Source organism: Staphylococcus sp. HMSC034G07 (assembly GCF_001835975.1).
In the GTDB taxonomy this organism is placed as follows: domain Bacteria; phylum Bacillota; class Bacilli; order Staphylococcales; family Staphylococcaceae; genus Staphylococcus; species Staphylococcus ureilyticus.
The window spans coordinates 58392-74761 of sequence record NZ_KV826611.1 but is presented as its reverse complement, the minus strand read 5'-3'; the positions used below and the strand labels follow the sequence as shown (position 1 = coordinate 74761).

The window sequence follows — 16370 nt, the reverse complement described above, 5'->3', positions numbered from 1 at the left end:
TCTTAATTATGGTTAGAATATTTAAAGTATATAAAATATTTCCAAAAAGGAAGATGTGAAATGATTGAATATGAATGGTTGCATCTAAAAAGTGAAAATAGATCTAATAGTAAAATTTTGAATGTTTTGCATCCCGATTTTAAAGAATTTGGAAAGTCGGGAAAAGTTTTTTATAAAACTGATATAAAGCAAGCACAACTAGATGAAGATGACTATAGGATTAGTAATTTTGAAGAATACATATTGTCTGAAGATTGTATATTATGTACATATACTATGGTTAATACAACAAATAATATTATAACTAATCGAAGTTCTATTTGGAAATACTATAAAAATGATTGGAAGTTATTGTTTCATCAAGGTACAGAAATACAATAGCTGTAAGTTATATTTATCATTCAACGTAGTACAGAGTGTAAAATTTTGGTTTTGTAGTTGTATAATTATTTGATCACAATAAGTAGGTTTAGATAATCTATAGCACGATGTCTATGTGACTAGGTAAGTTATATTAAAAACTCACTACAACTTACAAGATTTGAATCAGTTCGTTTATTAAAAGTGAAACCGTGTTTTTAATAAACGAAGGAGAAGACTCAATTTTAGTTTCGTTAAACTTTATAAATAAATTAAGTGTTTAAGTAATACAATTTTCTTGTTATTTTAAAAAATTTATATGAGAATGGTAATATATTACATCATATTAAAAAGGGGAGAAATAATGGACAAAGGACAATTAGAAGATAATTTAGCAACCGAACTTGGTTACTTGGAACGACTTGTAAATGATAATGAAAATACTATATTAGGTGATTTGAAAATGGGTAGAAATATAGAAGAATCCCTTAGTTGGTTTTTAGTTAATTTCTTTGCTCAATTTTCAGAAGAAAATTTTATTTTAAGCAAATACACAATATTAGATGCCTTTGATTATGTTAATAGTAGTAAAGTTTTATTATTAAACGGAGAAAAAGGATTGATATTTAATAAGGAAGAAAAGTCTGTTGAAATTATAAATGTAAAGGTGGACAAAGTTAAGTTCAACTATGCAAATTTTGCAGTTTATGATGAAATGGAGAAAAAGACTGTTTCTTACCCGAAAATTGAGGAATTGACTTTCGAAATAAATGAATGTAATAATCTTTTTACAATTTCTGAAAAAGCTATAGTTTCTTCAAACCAGAATGAAGACTTCCAAAAACTAATTGAAATGTTATGTATAAACAAATGGTCTTGATAAAATTTTTATATTACTTATTATGTGCTACTTTAATAAATTTATTTTAAGGAATCGGAATAGATTAATTACAGATATCAATAAAAACCAAAAATAGGTATCTCACACATACGATACGTGGTCATAATTTGGTCATAACAGAATGAAAAAACTAAAAATAATGGCATATGTAAAATTATAAAACATTGATTTAACAGTCTTTTGTTAACGTATTTATAGTAGTTTGTATATGTACAGAATGCCAGGCATGATGTAAAATATTTATCACATCTATGTTTAGTTGGTTGATATGACGAAATAATATAAAAATTAAAAACAAACTTTATAGAAGATACTCATGGACGTTTCTCATTTAAACAAATTTTTTGAGAAACGTCTTTTTTATATATCATAGTATAAGTTAAAGCAAAACAAACGTGTTATTAAACTGGAGATTTACTAGTGATAATAAAAAGGTGTCAGTGTATGCTTTTTGATTATAAATTATATCTAAATTTTGAATCGATGGATTAGATATTAATAATTAAAATATACATTGTTTATAATAATTTTACTTATGTGAATAAGTATTAAATAAAAGGGTAGAGAGTGGATGTACGTTTTTATAGCCACATTATATTTAAGTTGCACGATATTTGAAGAGTGGAGGGGATTAAATTATGACAAAGAAATCAGTATATGATGTTATTGATATGGGTGTTAATTATTTAATTTCAGGTTATGATAATTGGAGTAATGATCAAGTATTGGACGATAAAATTGATTTATTCCCAAATACAATACATTGGCAATATGGTCATGTTTTAACTATATTTGAATCTGCATTATCTTTATATGATAAAAATACAGTAGATGTAGAGAAATACACACGTTTGTTTGGTTATGGATCCTCACCAGAAAATTGGGGAGATGAAACAGTACCAAAAATAGATGAAATCTTGAACGATTTACAAACCTTACCAGAGCGTGCTCAAAAAATTTCAGATGAAGAACTACAAGCAGAATTAACTGAAACCATTGCAGGTTGTAATACGTTAGACGAATTGTTGGTATTAAATGCCATTCATATTCCTTTACATGCTGGTAAAATTGAAGAAATGTCTCGTGTTTTAAAACAACAACAATAAATTAAATAGATACTGATATATAAATCCTAGAAAAATAGCACGCAGATGATTTAATGATATAATTTAATCGATCTGCGTGCTTCTTTATTCTTCAGTATTTCGTATTGTTGACTCGCTTTCTTAGGAAGGGGGGCAGCTTCATCCTGTGATCTTCAGCTTATCTTGTTCCCCCAAGCGTCTCGCTAAAATACAACTCATTCACATGTAATTCCACATTAAAATACTTTAAAAAACAAGGCTCTATATCAAACCAGGTAGTAGCTCAATGAGCTAACTATAATTAACACAATATTGAAAAGGGCAATTTCTATATGATTTCAATAGAAATTGCCCTTTTTTACTTGTCCAAGAACTTTATGTCCCAGTGACTTTTTTATACATTTTGTAAATCAGAAATGGCTTTAGCTATTGAATCAAAGACATGAGGGATATCATCTTTTTCTACACAACTAAAAGCAATTCTAATGTCAGAATCATTTAATGCAATTACACCAATAGAATAATTTTCAATTAAATGCTTACGTAACTGTTCTGGATTAACATTTTTAACTTTAAGCGCCATAAAGTATCCAGAGTTAAAATCATAGGGTTGCCAATATGTTGAATATTTTTGGTCATAAACAACAGATTTTGTAGTTTGGTATCTTGCATTTAATGTATCTATATTCTTTTGAATCTCTTTGTCAAATTGATCATGGTTTTCAAGTACATATTTAACTGCACTTTGAGAAGGCATTGGTCCACTAGAAATATTACTTCTAATTAACCCTTTTACTTTGGCTTCTAAGACTTGTTTTGTAATAGGATCGTTCACACCAAAACTAATAAATCCAACACGTAACCCCCATGCAAAGAATTCTTTAGTAGCTCCATCTAAGCGGATAGGTAATAAATTAGGCAAATGTAAATTTGTTAATGCAGTAAATAGAGATTGCGTGTAAACATCTTCATAGAATAAACCATAGTAAGCGTCGTCTATTAATGCAATAACATTAGTGCCACGCTCTGCAAGTGATTTGATGGCATCGACAATAACGGCTACTTCATCTTTAGTAGGCGTATAGCCAGTTGGGTTATTAGGATAATTCAGGATTAAAATAACTTTATCTTTGTTATATTGTTCTAAAGTATGAACAAGTTGTTCAGTGGTGAAATGTCCATGCTCATCGAAGATATCATATGTTTCAATTTCAGCACTATGTCTTGTACTATATACTAATTTATAGTTACCCCAATTATGTGATGGTAGTAAAATTGTGTCTCCGCTATCAACAAACATATCTCCCACAATAGATAGACCGTGTGTCAATGCATTCGTAACAATAGGTCTTGTCATGTGATTCGCAGTTAAATCAGGATTGTCTTTTAACATTTTTTGTTGCCATAAATCGCGAAGTGCTTCTAAACCTTGAGGAGGTGCGTACGGAAAGATGTCATTTGGTTCTAAATGATTGAACATATCATTTAACGTTTCAGCATACATTTTACTATCTTTATATGTTGCCATACCAATTGTGGCATTATACTTAGTAGCTTTCGCTTCTGCAGATTGTGATAAAATGCCTTTGGGATAATACATTAATTTGCCTAAATCAGAAAGCATATCTGCGATTTCTGGATTGGATTTAGATAATTGTTCGTTTAAATCTAAAGCTAAAGGATTCATAGTTTGTTAACCTCTCTTTACTTTTTAAATGATATAACTATATTATCTTGAAATCAGTCAAAATTAAAGCGTTCTAAACATTTTATAAGAAAAATATAAATTTATGGTCATTTTATGCGAACGTGTGTTCTTATTTATGTTAGAATATAGATAGGCCATCAAAATCCTACATGGTACTTTTTTGTGGGGGGTGTAGTATGATTACGTGGTGGCAAGAAATTTTAGTAACTTTAATAACAGGTGGCTTACTTGTTGTATTCCGTGTTTGGTTAGAAGATAAGTGGAAAGACAAATAGGTGGCCTTACACAAAAAACCCCAAGTCTGATAGCGCAGACTTGGGGTTGTGTAGTATAATTCGTGGATACAATTATATTTTAGCACCACCAAGTATAAACTGCAAACAATATATTCTATTGCGTGTAATGGAAATTAATAAAATAATAAATTTAAATAGAAATAATACGAATGAGTTTTAGAAATTGCGAGTAAATTTTGATACAATATAATTATTTGAGGTGAGTATAGTGAAGCATTTAACAAAAATATTTGTGGTTATTGCTATTGTATTGTTTGTCGTTGGTTATTATTTGCAGGCTACTGGTCATGAAAATTCAGGCATAAAATTATTAATTGCAGCAATTATGTTTATGATATGTGCATTTATAAATAGAAGTAATGATAGACGCAAAAGAAATAACCAAAATCATAAAAGGAAATAAATAGTAAGATAGAGACAACAATTTCTTTCTTACTAAGAGTAAGGCTACCCATTTTTTATGTGGGTTAGCCTTTTTTATTTTAAACGATATAATTATTGGTTTTAATATTTAAAACAAAATTTTCAATCACTGTAAATTTTTATTTAAAATGAAATTTTGACTTTACAAGTGTGTATATATTGTATATATTGTGTATATACAGTTATGAGGGAGGACGTTAATGAAAATACTTTTAAAAAATAGTAGTGAAAGGCCGATTTATGAGCAAATCAAACAACAAGTAAAAGAGAACATTTTAAAAGGATACGTTGCTCCTGGAGAACATTTGCCTTCAATGAGAGAATTAGCACAGGATTTAAGTGTCAGTGTAATCACCACAAAACGTGCCTACGAAGATTTAGAAAAAGATGGTTTTGTTTTTACTATAAGAGGAAAAGGTACATTTGTGAAGGAGCAGGACAGTTCAATTTTAAAAGAAAAACAATTTATAGTTATAGAATCCTTAGCTAAATCAATGAGTAAAGAAGCCAAGACCATTGGGATGACTTTGTCAGAGTTACAAGAAATATTAGCGTTGATTTATGAGGAGGACGACGAATGAATGCAATAGAATTGAAAAACATTAATTACCATTTTAAAGAATTTCAATTAAATGATATTTCATTTAAAGTCCCTCAAGGATTTGTAACTGGTTTTATCGGAGCAAATGGTGTTGGTAAAACGACAATTATCAGGTTAATCATGGATTTAATTGAACCTAATGATGGTGAAATATTCGTTTTTAACCAAAAAATGAAAAATAATGCTGTAGCAATAAAAGATAAAATTGGTTTTATTTATTCTGAGTTATATCTTAATGATAAATGGACAATAAAGAAAACAGAAAGTTATATTGCGCCATTTTATAGTTATTGGAGTCATGATATTTTTAAACATTATGTTGAGTTGTTTGGTTTACCTTTTAATAAAAAGATTAAAACATTTTCAACAGGAATGAAGATGAAGTTATCTATTGCAATCGCATTTAGCCATCAAGCGGAATTATTTATTTTAGATGAACCTACTTCAGGCCTAGATCCTATTGTTAGAAATGAAGTTTTAGATATCATTCAAAAAGAACTTATTGATGAGAAAAAGACTGTTTTTTTATCAACGCATATTATTTCTGATTTGGAAAAAATTGCTGATTATTTAGTCTATATTAAAGATGGAGAAGTTGTTTTGAATGATTTTTTAGATAAACTTTTAAATCAGTTTAAAATTGTCAAAGGTGATTCCGATCAAATTGATGAAGAGTTAAGGCAATTAACTCAATACTTTGAAAGTAATAAAACGGGTTATACTGCACTAACAACTCAAGCCAATGTGTTTTATGAAATATTTGGAAACGCCGTTGCAATCACTAGTCCAACAATTGAAGACTTAATGGTTTACCTCGAAAAAGGTACCCAAAAGAATGATTAGGGCCTTTCTAATAATTAACAACGCGGGAGGTATAAGATGAAAAATTTACTTATTCGAAACCTTAAGTTACGTAAATGGACGATTGTTTTATATGCAGTTTTACTTGTTATTTCGCCTTTACAATTAATTTTGAATCATGACACCTTGATGAATAAAGTGATTTATTCTGCACTTGTTATGGTACTGGTAGTTATTTCAGTTTTAGATTCAGGACATGTTTTTCGTTTTAATAAAAAGCTAGGACACAAACAATCCTATGACTTTTTTGCTAGTTTACCGGTTTCTAAATTATCTTTATTAAATGCGAACTATATAACTGTTTTGGTATTTACTTTTATTGGTGCAGGCATTTTATCTTTATATGGTATTTCCAATGATAACTATACAAATAATACAATTAACATTAACTTCACATTGCCATTTTCTTATATTGCCATCAACTTCTTTGCCATACCATTAGGCTTTAAGCGTTATACAGAACAAAAGGCAGAATATATTTCATTTATTCCTTACGTGCTAGGGATGTTAATTTTCTTACCGTTTGTCATTGCAATTATCATTATTGGTTGTTCATTACTATTTGATTATGACTTTGAACATTTAAAATATTTTAAAAATTTCTTTAACTATGGCTTTTTGTCACTAAGTGTTATATTTTTAGGAATAAATTATATCATTCAATATAGAAAGCTAAATTAACTTTAAAGGAGGCGCATTATGCAGTTAAAACAAATTACTAAAACATATGGTAGTAATAACGTATTAGACCATATTGATTTTGATTTTGGCCATAGTCAAATTGTTGGTTTAATAGGTAAAAATGGAGTGGGTAAAACCACTTTAATGAAAGTGATGAATGGCAACATTGTAAATTATAAAGGTGAAGTTCAACTAAGTAATAAAGAAAACGTAGGTTATTTAATTGAGCATCCTAAATTATACGATAATAAATCTGGCTTATATAACTTGAAGCTTTTTGCAAATGTGTTAGGAAAAGGATTTGATAAAAAGTATGCTGATCAAATTATCGATGCATTTGGAATGCGCGGTTATATAAAAAAGAAAATCAAAAAATATTCAATGGGTATGAAACAAAAGTTAGCTATTGCAGTGTCTTTAATGAATAAGCCCAAATATTTAATTTTAGATGAACCAACAAATGGAATGGATCCTGACGGTTCAATTGATGTTTTAAAAACGATACAATCACTTGTTCAAGAACTAGATATGAAAATCCTGATTTCAAGTCATAAACTTGAAGACATAGAGTTAATTTGTGATAGAGCAGTCTTTTTAAGAGATGGAACATTTGTACAAGATGTTGATATGAAAGAAGGTGCTCCAACAGATTCTACGGTATTGAATCTTGAAGCAGGTGACTTTGAGGCAGGATTAGCTTATTTAAATGAACATTTTGATGTTATACAGTCTCAAAAAGAAACAGGAGAAGTTATATTAAAGGCTCAAAAAAGCTATAAAGACATATTACGAGGGTTAGCAAGTAAAGAAATTTTCCCTGAATTTATTGAAACACGTAAAAGTTCGTTACGTGATACGTACTTTAATATCAATCAGAAAGGTGGCCAATAATGAACAGTATACAACTCGTAAAATATGACTTGATTAGTATATTTAAAAGTCCTTTAACTTACTTAGCATTATTATTGACGATTTTACCAATGATTGGATTTACAATTTTATTTGTTCAACAATCTGATGAAATGAATGGTAATACATTACTTTCAATTGGTAGTTGGTTCTTTTCTATTATGGGTCTACTTTTTGTAATTAAAACAATTACACGTGATATTTCTCAAGGTACGATTCAATTATATATGAATAAAACATCGAGTCGTGTGGGTTATGTTGTTGCAAAAGTTGTTTCTATTATACTAATTGCTATATTAATAACAGCTATTCTTGTTGCATTTGTTTTAATTGTTCAAGGTATTGTAGATGGTAAAAATATTAAAATGGATAAAATTTTTGAATTACTATGGTTTTTCCTAATGTTCCATTTATTCTTTGGATTACTATTATATTTATTTGCATTAGTAGTGCCTAAAACAGCGCTTATTTTCACATTAGGAATTTTCTTAGTATTGATTGTGCCTTTTGCAGAGCCTTTCTTACCAATGATTCCAAAAATTGGAGATAACATACAAGACTCATTAAAATATATTCCATTTAGTTATTTAACATCGAAAACGACTTCTGGAGATTATACATTCAGTAATTGGCAATGGTTTATTACCTCAGCTTCAATTGTTATTTTATTTATTATTAATCTATTCTATGCATCTAAAAAAGATATTTAATAGTAGAAATTAAACTTCAATAAAAACACGTATGAATTGTAGTAAAGCTCATCCAATTCATACGTGTTTAATTATTTAGTGATTAATTTATCTAAGATTGAATCGTAAACATGTTTCCACATTTGTGAGTCTGTTTTGTAACGATTTGCAATAATTGTGTGTGTTTCTGCTGATTTGTCTTTAAATGTAGGGTCGTCTTTTTCAGGTAATTTTGAGCGCGTATCATCTACAAAGTTTTGGACTTGTCTAGCACGAGGGCCCCAAACAGTTTGTTGTTCAAAATCATCATTTAGAAAGACAAATATTGGAATAGATCTAGCCGTGCCATTTGTTAAGTATTGATCTATTAAATCAGTATTTTCATCGCGATGGAATACTCTGACTTCCAAGTGTAATGCTTCACTTATATGTTTTAGAATAGGAAGATTCATCATAGCATCTCCGCACCAATCTTCTGTTATTACAAGCACTTTGCTGTAAGGTAAAGATTTGATTTTTTCAAGACGTTCATCATCTTGAGGAAGTGAGAATGATTTATAAATTGTAAGTAAATTTTCTTGGTTTTCAGTCATATCCTCAATGTACTGATCAAGTGGCTGACTGTTTTTGAAATAAGTTTCTAAACTTGTCATTATTTTTCCCCCTTTAATTTATTAGCTATTATTATAGCAACAATTTTTAATGAAAGAAAATTTTTAATACTTAGAAAAGTAATAAGTTTTAATATTTGTTTTAAATGAAAATACTAAATGATTATGCTATATTAATTTAGTATGAATAGTGTAAAACAACATTGGATTACATAACTTTTTGATATTAGTTTTTAACTAATAATATTTAAACATTAAATTTATTATATTTAATCATTGAATCTTTGATATGTTAGATTATGTTTACTTAATAATCTTAACGCAACATTTAGATGATGAATATATTAAAGTGTTTGTTATACATAGAAATGATGAAATTAGAGCGTTGAAATTTGTATTATTAAATTTGGTAATGACATGCCTTATCGGTTTGCCATGTTTTGAATTGAAATAGAAATCGATGAAATCTTACAATTTGAATGGCGGTAGATAACTTGGATAAAATCACATTTTTAAATGCGTTAGAACAAGAATTAGAAAACCTACCTCGAAACGAACGAGATAAAGTGATGTATGAATATGAGCAGTATTTTTTTGAACAAGAAAACAATGGGAAAAATGAATACCAAATCATTGGAGCTTTAGAATCGCCAAAGCAGATTGGTAAACAGATAATGGCAAAAAATGCTATTGTATCTGCCGAATATAGACCAAGTACTAAAAATATTGTCAGAGCAATAATGGCTTCTCTAGGTATGGGGATTTTGTCATTAATTATTATTTTGATACCTATGGTAATATTAGCTGTATTTATGTGTGGCTTATTACTCGTTGCGTTTTTCTTAACTATTAGCCCTATATTGTTAATTGTTCATGGATTATTGAATCACATGATTAGTCTTGCGATAAGTAATTATTTTTTTGCTTTTTCTTTTACAGGGTTAGGTATTGTTTTATTTGTAATTATAGCTAAACTAGCTCAACTTGTTTATCGTTTAATTTTAAAATACTTAAGATGGAATATCCGAACAATTAAAGGAAGTGTAGATTTATGAAGCGGTTATTTTTAGGTGGATTAACTTTATTTATAACGTGCTTTCTTTTAGGTAGTGTTACATGGTTCGGTTTTGAAAAGCAAAATGAAAAATTAAATAGTGTTAATAAAGTATTAGATTCTAAAGATATTAAAAATTTAGATGTTTTAACTGAAAATTGTAAAGTTTTAATTAAAGCTGGAGATAAAACGTCAGTGAGATATAAAGGTAAAAGAAATCTTGATATTAGCAATCATGATAAAACGTTGAAAGTTAAAGAGACTGAAAAACTAGAAAACCATTATGGTTTAAATTACAATCCTTTTAGAAACTTTGAGGATAACTTAATTATCACTTTACCTGAAGAAAAATTAAATGAACTGCATGTTTCAAGTAAATATAACACTATAACGGTTAAACAATTAAATGTAAATGATGCAGATTTTTCAAAAAAGCATAAAAATGGAGGTAAGGTGTTTGTAAATGAATCTAAGTTTGAAAAGTTAAGGTATAAAGGACTAAATTCAGCTATAACGTTTAAAAATAGTGAAATAAATAATGCTAATATTAAAACTGAAAATGCCAGAATAAATAGTGAAAATACTCTTATCCAAGCGTCTGTGTTATTAGTAAATAATGGAAGCATAAACTTATCTAATACAGAAATCGATTCAAATTTTAAGGCTTCTGCTAAAAAAGGTGATATTAATATTAGTTATAAAGCGGCGCCGAAAAATACACTTCTAAAGTTATATCCATTTCATGGAGATGAAAAAGTTAACAATAAGCATTTTGTGAATCAAAAAATAGGAAATGGGGATAATATTTTAGAGTTATATACCACTGACGGAGATATAGTGATTGATTAATTACTTTTATAGAATCTGGGACATCATTGACTCGTCCCAGATTTTTTCATATTGTTAGTGAGCCTTATGTATAAGATTCAGCCCAGGTACTCATTTTGTACTTTTTTTCGATTTTAATCATCATTGCTAGGAGAGAGACAATAAAATCTTTTTAATAAAATTAGATCTCTGTTTCACTCCTTTTGTATAGTCTAATAAGTTGCAAAGGTTAATTCGGTATCTAATTGACCAAAAAGTGTGTCTGTAGATAAAGCTTGCCCATTAAGCCAGTTTGCAAAGTTTATTTTGGTCGGATGTTTATTTTCACCGATTGCAATATATGCAGTTAAAGTCTGTGGTTCATACATACTCGTATGTATTGTTCCTGACCAACTTCTAAAAAGCTTGCTATAAATGTTATATTGAGGGTTATTAAATAATTTAAAAGCTTCTGCTTTATTTAGGTGTGCTGGTTTATGTTTAATAAGCCGTTCTAAACGCGCCTCTGATTCTGCTGTATAATTTCTATTTTCATGTGTTAATAATTTAAAGTGATTCGTACAAGTTTGGTCATAGCGCACGTTAATTGAACGGGGTGTAACTTCAATAATTGCATGATCTAGATTTTTATCCATAACAATGTAGCTAAATGAACTTCTATGTGGGATTTCCTTTAATAGTTGTATTGCTTCTGGTACAGTTTTACAATACTGTAGAATAATTCTACCTATCATATAACATACAAAACCGTCTCCAGGATGTTTACGGTGCATGAAATTGTAACCCATAGACAGCCCAGCTTCGTTCATTCCATCCATTCTTCCAGTTACACGCGAAGTTGGCCCAACCTGTGCTAAACCACCATCATTTGGTTGAAATAATAAATATCGTCCATCATAAGTGGCAGGATGGTAGTCGTAATTGCGTACCATGTAATCATTTCCTAAAAAGACAGTGCAACCGCTATTTTTTAATGGTGTAAAACGGTAATGTCCGAAGTTTAATATCATTTGTTTGGTAGGGAGATTCAAAACTTCTTGCATACCTTTTATTTCTTCCCAAATTTGTGGGGCATATATTTGGAAAATTTCATATGTTTCTTTAATATTTATATCAAATCTAGGCATGCGTTTTTTCCATTCTTTTTCTCTATTTTTTAGCATTGGTGTTTGCTGCATCCATTTAGCAGTTTTGACGCCTAAATCAAAATGTGATCCTCGGTGCGTTAAAATATCTGATTGTACTTTTTGCATAAAAAAACTCCTATGTTAAGTGTAACCTTACAATAATGTTATCTCATTGTAACGTCATGTTAATTGTATTACTGTTCTGTGGAAGTTATCATAAAATTAACTTTTAAAACTAAATCTTAATTTAGTTGAATGAGGTGATGATTATGTTAAATTACTATGGACAATTAAGAGATGCTCTATCAACTTGGTGGGGTAATTAATATCTAATGATTATTTTATAGTAGTATCATGTTTACTTCAAATGGTTATTAAATTCCAATTCTTTTCAAACTATTTAAGTTATAATGGTTATTTAGTATATTTATAATGTAATTTTATATTATGAATCCTTAGAATAATTTATTTGAAAATGGGTATATATTTATTGATGTCTTTAAGTATGCTATCATAATTGTTAGACATGTTAATAAATTATTGAGGTGAAACAGAATGTGGAATTTTATTAAAGGTTTATTTAAATTTGTATTCGGTACAATTCTTACTGTATCGTTAGCAGCAGGAATAGGTGCTGTTGTATTCGCTTATATCTTCAAAAAAGACTTTGAAGATATCGAAAATAAAACAAAAGAAATCGTTTCAGACATCGAATCTAATAATTAATTACTGATAGAACACTTTTAAGTGTTCTATTTTTTTTAGCCTCCGTTCATCTGCCGAAAGCAGATGCTACGGAGGCTTATGCAGTCGGAAGACTGCGAACCAAAGTAAAAGAACTGCCGAAAGCAGATGCTACGGAGGCTTATGCAGTCGAAGGACTGCGAATGACATGTGTGCAATAACTGACTTTTAGTACGATGTTGGTTGATGCTTTAGGTTTATGTTTGTGATATCAAAAAGTGATAGCTTTATTGTGTTTGAATTGGCAAGTGGATATCCCTCTAAGTACATATGAAGCATATCAATATTTTTAATTTCCAATGTGATATATTCTAGCCAACCATTCTTATAATATTCGATATCCACTGGTATATTTGCATGTAGTGCTTGATGTAGTTGAATATTAAGTTCATTTAATTGATCGTCTGATAAAATAGGACGGTCAATTTTATTTTGATCAATGATATGTTGTTGTACTGCCTCAAATTGTTCGGGTAACGTTGCAAATGGTGCCCACTTAACCATTCCGCGTCCTTGTGGAATATTAGGATTTAATTTTTCCCTAGGTATTTTTCTATAATCAGTTTCTTTATTATTATATTCATTTGAAAGCATCTAATCACCTCAATTCAATAATAGAACATTTGTTCGTATTATTGCAAGTTATTTTTCAATATTTAATAAAATGTTAGCGTAACGTCTGAAAACTGACCTGATTTATAAAAGAAAGCAGATAATAATTAAAGTGAAAGCTAGAAAATGATATGTTTAATTAAGATAAATTAGTTTAATAAAAGTAAAAGTTATTTTTGTCATATAGGTTACAATGAGATGATGTATAATCGCGTATTAGCACTAAAACCATTATATTGTCATTTAGCATTAATATTTATTAAAATGAAAGTATCATTATATGGAGGGGTTTACATGACTACAGTAGGATATATCGGTTCATATACGAAAAAAGAGGGGAAGGGCATTTACCGTTTCGAATTAGATGAACAAACAGGAACGATTGTTGAGGTAGAAACAGGTTATGAATTAGAAGCATCAACATACGTGAATCAGCATGACTCATTTTTATATGCTGTCACACGTGAAGGCGAAGACTGTGGTATCGCAAGTTTTAAAATAGACCAAGATGGCAAAATTAGCTTTATTAATAAATGTTTAGCTTCAACAAAAGGTAGCGGATGTTATGTTTCAGTTTCGCCAAATGGAAAATACATTTTTGAAGCAGTTTATGGTGCAGGACTGGCTCGTATTTATGAAGCGAATCCGACTACTGGTGAAGTTATTCGTTTAATTCAAGAGTTAACACATGATTACCCAACAGGTCCTTTAGAAAGACAAGAACAACCTCATGTCCATTACCTTGGTATAACACCAGATGAAAAATATGTGGTGGCTATGGATTTAGGGACAGATAAGATTGTAACGTATGAATTTGGAGATAATGGATACAGTGAATATGCAGTATATGACTTTGAGCCAGGAGATGGACCACGGCATATTGCTTTCCATGAAAATGGGAAAATCGCTTATGTTGTACACGAATTATCAAATATTGTAAGTGTTATGGAATACGAAAATGGTGAATTCTCAGAAATTGAGCGCCATGCAACAATACCCGAAAATTTTGAAGGTGCAACCAAGTTAGCTGCAGTAAGATTATCTCACGATCAAAAGTTCTTATATATTAGTAATAGAGGACATGATAGTATTGCTATCTTCAAACTTGGAGACAATGGCTCAACAATTTCACTCGTAGATATAGTGGCAAGTGGAGGAGCATTTCCTCGTGATTTTAATATTTCTGAATCAGATGACTTCTTAGTTTGCGCCCATCAAGAGGGTGATTATGAAGTTGTTGTATTTAAGAGAGACAAAGTTACTGGAAAATTAGAGAAAGCAGATGACCATAAAAATGCACCAGAAGGTGTTTGTGTTCAGTTTTTAAAATAAATGATAAAAATCCCGAAAACTTAGCTTAGTTTTCGGGATTTACTATATTAAAATATTATTTGTTGAAGAATGCTTTAATATATTTAAATTTTCCTTTGTAAGGAGGGAACAATAGGCTTGATTCCAACCTTGTAGATTTAAAAATATATGATTTATCATGACTAAAAGTATCAAAAGAATATTTTCCATGGTATTTTCCTATACCAGAAGCACCAACACCACCAAAAGGTAAATTAGGGTTTGCTAAATGCATTAAGGTATCATTGATTGCACCACCACCAAAGGATAATTCATTTAGTATTCTCTCTGAACTGTTTTCATCTTCACTAAATAAATAAAGGCTAAGTGGTTTAGGTTTAGTACGTATTAAATCAATTGCTTCGTCAAAATCATCGTAAGTTATAATAGGTAAAATTGGTCCGAAAATTTCATTTTCCATAATTTTTGAATCGAAAGTAGTACCGTCTAAGATAGTAGGTGCAATAAAATTTTCATCAATATCAGTTTGACCACCAAAAGTAATCTCAGGGTGATGAATATTTAACAATTCATTTAAACGGTGATAATGTTTTTTGTTTACAATACGTCCAAAGTCTGGACTATCTTGAATATTTGTACCATAAAATTCAGTTATTGTCTTTTTTAATGCACTGATGAGCTCATCTTTTACTTTACGATTTACCAGTAAGTAATCCGGTGCAACACAAGTTTGTCCAGCATTTGTAAACTTACCAAAACAAATGCGTTCACTTGCAACTTTAATATTTGCACTTTCGTCAATGATTGCAGGTGACTTTCCACCTAATTCTAAAGTTACAGGCATTAAGTTTTTGCTTGCAGCACTATATACGATGCGTCCAACTTGCTCACTACCTGTGAAGAAAATATAATCAAAAGGTAAATGAAGTAAAGACTGAGTTGTATCAGCATTTCCTTGAATGATATTAATATACTCAGGATCAAAGGCGTCGGAAATGATTTGCTGTATGACATCAGATACATTCGGTGTGAATTCAGAGGGTTTTAGTATTATAGTGTTCCCTGCAGCAATTGCACCAATCAACGGTTCTATTAACAATTGGAATGGATAATTAAAAGGTCCAATAATTAGCACTGTGCCATAAGGTTCTTTCATAATGTAACTTTTGGTAGGAAACATAAATAAGGGTGTATTGACTTGTTTGGTTTTGGCCCAATTTTTTAGTTCTTTACGAGCTGATTTAATATTTTTTAATGTAAAGCCAATCTCAGTTGCGTAGGCTTCTACTTTATTTTTACCTAAATCTTTTTGAAAAGCTTCAAGTAAGTCATTTTCATAATTTTTAATACTCTTACTTAACTGTTTGAGTTGTTTTTTTCTAAATTTAAGTGATTTGGTTTCATGAGTATTAAAATATTGTTTACTATTGTGGAAAGATTGTTCTATTGAATTCAAATATTATTCCTCCTAGTATATTGATGATTTAGATAGTTTAAAAAGATGGATAAAAAACTGGAACATAATTATTATTATGTCCCAGTTTTTCTATATAGTAAACTATTTAAGTT

The 16370-nt window shown here is 29.6% G+C and carries 19 protein-coding genes; 14 read left to right on the top strand and 5 right to left on the bottom strand.

The features are described 5' to 3' along the window. Nucleotides 1-60: 60 nt before the first annotated feature. The 3 genes from HMPREF2586_RS12275 to HMPREF2586_RS12265 all read left to right on the top strand — a co-directional run bounded on the left by HMPREF2586_RS12275 (nt 61) and on the right by HMPREF2586_RS12265 (nt 2367). A complete protein-coding gene (locus HMPREF2586_RS12275) occupies nt 61-381 on the top strand; it encodes a nuclear transport factor 2 family protein (RefSeq protein ID WP_048787478.1) in 321 nt (106 codons plus the stop codon). A gap of 343 nt (nt 382-724) precedes the next feature. Continuing rightward, nucleotides 725-1240 carry a hypothetical protein gene (locus HMPREF2586_RS12270; protein WP_048787479.1) on the top strand — a complete coding sequence of 172 codons (516 nt, stop codon included), beginning with the start codon at nt 725-727 and terminating at the stop codon, nt 1238-1240. A gap of 659 nt (nt 1241-1899) precedes the next feature. Continuing rightward, nucleotides 1900-2367 (top strand): bacillithiol transferase BstA, encoded by a 468-nt coding sequence (locus HMPREF2586_RS12265; protein WP_064209736.1) that lies wholly within the window; start codon nt 1900-1902, stop codon nt 2365-2367. Between the two features lie 373 nt (nt 2368-2740). Here the strand turns inward: HMPREF2586_RS12265 and HMPREF2586_RS12260 are convergent, their stop codons facing one another. Next, complete coding sequence (locus HMPREF2586_RS12260) at nt 2741-4033, bottom strand: aminotransferase class I/II-fold pyridoxal phosphate-dependent enzyme (RefSeq protein ID WP_070658286.1); 1293 nt, start codon at nt 4031-4033, stop codon at nt 2741-2743. Between the two features lie 200 nt (nt 4034-4233). Here HMPREF2586_RS12260 and HMPREF2586_RS13005 point away from each other — a divergent pair, with 200 nt between their 5' ends. The 7 genes from HMPREF2586_RS13005 to HMPREF2586_RS12230 all read left to right on the top strand — a co-directional run bounded on the left by HMPREF2586_RS13005 (nt 4234) and on the right by HMPREF2586_RS12230 (nt 8535). Then, complete coding sequence (locus HMPREF2586_RS13005; protein WP_225309943.1) at nt 4234-4329, top strand: Trp-rich small protein; 96 nt, start codon at nt 4234-4236, stop codon at nt 4327-4329. Between the two features lie 229 nt (nt 4330-4558). Further along, on the top strand, nt 4559-4753 hold the full coding sequence (locus tag HMPREF2586_RS12255; RefSeq protein WP_046207995.1) for an SE1626 family protein: 195 nt from the start codon (nt 4559-4561) through the stop codon (nt 4751-4753). Between the two features lie 220 nt (nt 4754-4973). Further along, nucleotides 4974-5354, top strand: a complete 381-nt coding sequence (locus tag HMPREF2586_RS12250) for a PSM export ABC transporter transcriptional regulator PmtR (protein ID WP_046207994.1) — start codon at nt 4974-4976, stop codon at nt 5352-5354. After that, nucleotides 5351-6217, top strand: a complete 867-nt coding sequence (locus tag HMPREF2586_RS12245; RefSeq protein WP_046207993.1) for a phenol-soluble modulin export ABC transporter ATP-binding protein PmtA — start codon at nt 5351-5353, stop codon at nt 6215-6217. The genes HMPREF2586_RS12250 and HMPREF2586_RS12245 overlap by 4 nt, the downstream gene beginning before the upstream one ends. Before the next feature lie 36 nt (nt 6218-6253). Next, a complete protein-coding gene (locus tag HMPREF2586_RS12240; RefSeq protein ID WP_046207992.1) occupies nt 6254-6916 on the top strand; it encodes a phenol-soluble modulin export ABC transporter permease subunit PmtB in 663 nt (220 codons plus the stop codon). Between the two features lie 18 nt (nt 6917-6934). Beyond that, nucleotides 6935-7807 carry a phenol-soluble modulin export ABC transporter ATP-binding protein PmtC gene (locus HMPREF2586_RS12235; RefSeq protein WP_046207991.1) on the top strand — a complete coding sequence of 291 codons (873 nt, stop codon included), beginning with the start codon at nt 6935-6937 and terminating at the stop codon, nt 7805-7807. Beyond that, entirely contained in the window at nt 7807-8535 is a 729-nt protein-coding gene (locus tag HMPREF2586_RS12230; protein WP_046207990.1) for a phenol-soluble modulin export ABC transporter permease subunit PmtD, read from the top strand. Before HMPREF2586_RS12235 ends, HMPREF2586_RS12230 begins: the two co-directional genes overlap by 1 nt. Nucleotides 8536-8606: 71 nt before the next feature. Here the strand turns inward: HMPREF2586_RS12230 and HMPREF2586_RS12225 are convergent, their stop codons facing one another. Beyond that, a complete protein-coding gene (locus HMPREF2586_RS12225) occupies nt 8607-9167 on the bottom strand; it encodes a thioredoxin family protein (RefSeq protein WP_064209734.1) in 561 nt (186 codons plus the stop codon). A 452-nt stretch (nt 9168-9619) separates the two neighbouring features. Here HMPREF2586_RS12225 and HMPREF2586_RS12220 point away from each other — a divergent pair, with 452 nt between their 5' ends. Further along, entirely contained in the window at nt 9620-10180 is a 561-nt protein-coding gene (locus tag HMPREF2586_RS12220) for an HAAS signaling domain-containing protein (protein WP_064209733.1), read from the top strand. Further along, entirely contained in the window at nt 10177-11028 is an 852-nt protein-coding gene (locus HMPREF2586_RS12215; RefSeq protein ID WP_046207987.1) for a DUF4097 family beta strand repeat-containing protein, read from the top strand. The genes HMPREF2586_RS12220 and HMPREF2586_RS12215 overlap by 4 nt, the downstream gene beginning before the upstream one ends. Nucleotides 11029-11219: 191 nt before the next feature. Here HMPREF2586_RS12215 and HMPREF2586_RS12210 read toward each other — a convergent pair whose 3' ends face one another. Beyond that, nucleotides 11220-12260, bottom strand: a complete 1041-nt coding sequence (locus tag HMPREF2586_RS12210; RefSeq protein ID WP_046207986.1) for a C45 family autoproteolytic acyltransferase/hydrolase — start codon at nt 12258-12260, stop codon at nt 11220-11222. 429 nt (nt 12261-12689) lie between these two features. Here HMPREF2586_RS12210 and HMPREF2586_RS12755 point away from each other — a divergent pair, with 429 nt between their 5' ends. Further along, nucleotides 12690-12860, top strand: a complete 171-nt coding sequence (locus HMPREF2586_RS12755; protein ID WP_019469577.1) for a hypothetical protein — start codon at nt 12690-12692, stop codon at nt 12858-12860. Nucleotides 12861-13046: 186 nt separating this feature from the next. Here the strand turns inward: HMPREF2586_RS12755 and HMPREF2586_RS12205 are convergent, their stop codons facing one another. After that, complete coding sequence (locus HMPREF2586_RS12205; protein ID WP_064209731.1) at nt 13047-13472, bottom strand: YolD-like family protein; 426 nt, start codon at nt 13470-13472, stop codon at nt 13047-13049. A gap of 312 nt (nt 13473-13784) precedes the next feature. Here HMPREF2586_RS12205 and HMPREF2586_RS12200 point away from each other — a divergent pair, with 312 nt between their 5' ends. Beyond that, nucleotides 13785-14822, top strand: a complete 1038-nt coding sequence (locus HMPREF2586_RS12200; protein ID WP_070658287.1) for a 6-phosphogluconolactonase — start codon at nt 13785-13787, stop codon at nt 14820-14822. A 55-nt stretch (nt 14823-14877) separates the two neighbouring features. Here the strand turns inward: HMPREF2586_RS12200 and HMPREF2586_RS12195 are convergent, their stop codons facing one another. Further along, nucleotides 14878-16257: an aldehyde dehydrogenase gene (locus tag HMPREF2586_RS12195; protein ID WP_070812750.1), complete on the bottom strand. Its 1380-nt coding sequence runs from the start codon at nt 16255-16257 to the stop codon at nt 14878-14880. Nucleotides 16258-16370 lie beyond the last annotated feature (113 nt).

Coding starts and splice junctions, on each gene's coding strand:
- HMPREF2586_RS12215 (WP_046207987.1), top strand. CDS start 10,177: ATGAAGCGGTTATTTTTAGGTGGATTAACTTTATTTATAACGTGCTTT.
- HMPREF2586_RS12235 (WP_046207991.1), top strand. CDS start 6,935: ATGCAGTTAAAACAAATTACTAAAACATATGGTAGTAATAACGTATTA.
- HMPREF2586_RS12225 (WP_064209734.1), bottom strand. CDS start 9,167: ATGACAAGTTTAGAAACTTATTTCAAAAACAGTCAGCCACTTGATCAG.
- HMPREF2586_RS12200 (WP_070658287.1), top strand. CDS start 13,785: ATGACTACAGTAGGATATATCGGTTCATATACGAAAAAAGAGGGGAAG.
- HMPREF2586_RS12250 (WP_046207994.1), top strand. CDS start 4,974: ATGAAAATACTTTTAAAAAATAGTAGTGAAAGGCCGATTTATGAGCAA.
- HMPREF2586_RS12275 (WP_048787478.1), top strand. CDS start 61: ATGATTGAATATGAATGGTTGCATCTAAAAAGTGAAAATAGATCTAAT.
- HMPREF2586_RS12270 (WP_048787479.1), top strand. CDS start 725: ATGGACAAAGGACAATTAGAAGATAATTTAGCAACCGAACTTGGTTAC.
- HMPREF2586_RS12755 (WP_019469577.1), top strand. CDS start 12,690: ATGTGGAATTTTATTAAAGGTTTATTTAAATTTGTATTCGGTACAATT.
- HMPREF2586_RS12260 (WP_070658286.1), bottom strand. CDS start 4,033: ATGAATCCTTTAGCTTTAGATTTAAACGAACAATTATCTAAATCCAAT.
- HMPREF2586_RS12205 (WP_064209731.1), bottom strand. CDS start 13,472: ATGCTTTCAAATGAATATAATAATAAAGAAACTGATTATAGAAAAATA.
- HMPREF2586_RS12245 (WP_046207993.1), top strand. CDS start 5,351: ATGAATGCAATAGAATTGAAAAACATTAATTACCATTTTAAAGAATTT.
- HMPREF2586_RS12210 (WP_046207986.1), bottom strand. CDS start 12,260: ATGCAAAAAGTACAATCAGATATTTTAACGCACCGAGGATCACATTTT.
- HMPREF2586_RS12230 (WP_046207990.1), top strand. CDS start 7,807: ATGAACAGTATACAACTCGTAAAATATGACTTGATTAGTATATTTAAA.
- HMPREF2586_RS12240 (WP_046207992.1), top strand. CDS start 6,254: ATGAAAAATTTACTTATTCGAAACCTTAAGTTACGTAAATGGACGATT.
- HMPREF2586_RS12265 (WP_064209736.1), top strand. CDS start 1,900: ATGACAAAGAAATCAGTATATGATGTTATTGATATGGGTGTTAATTAT.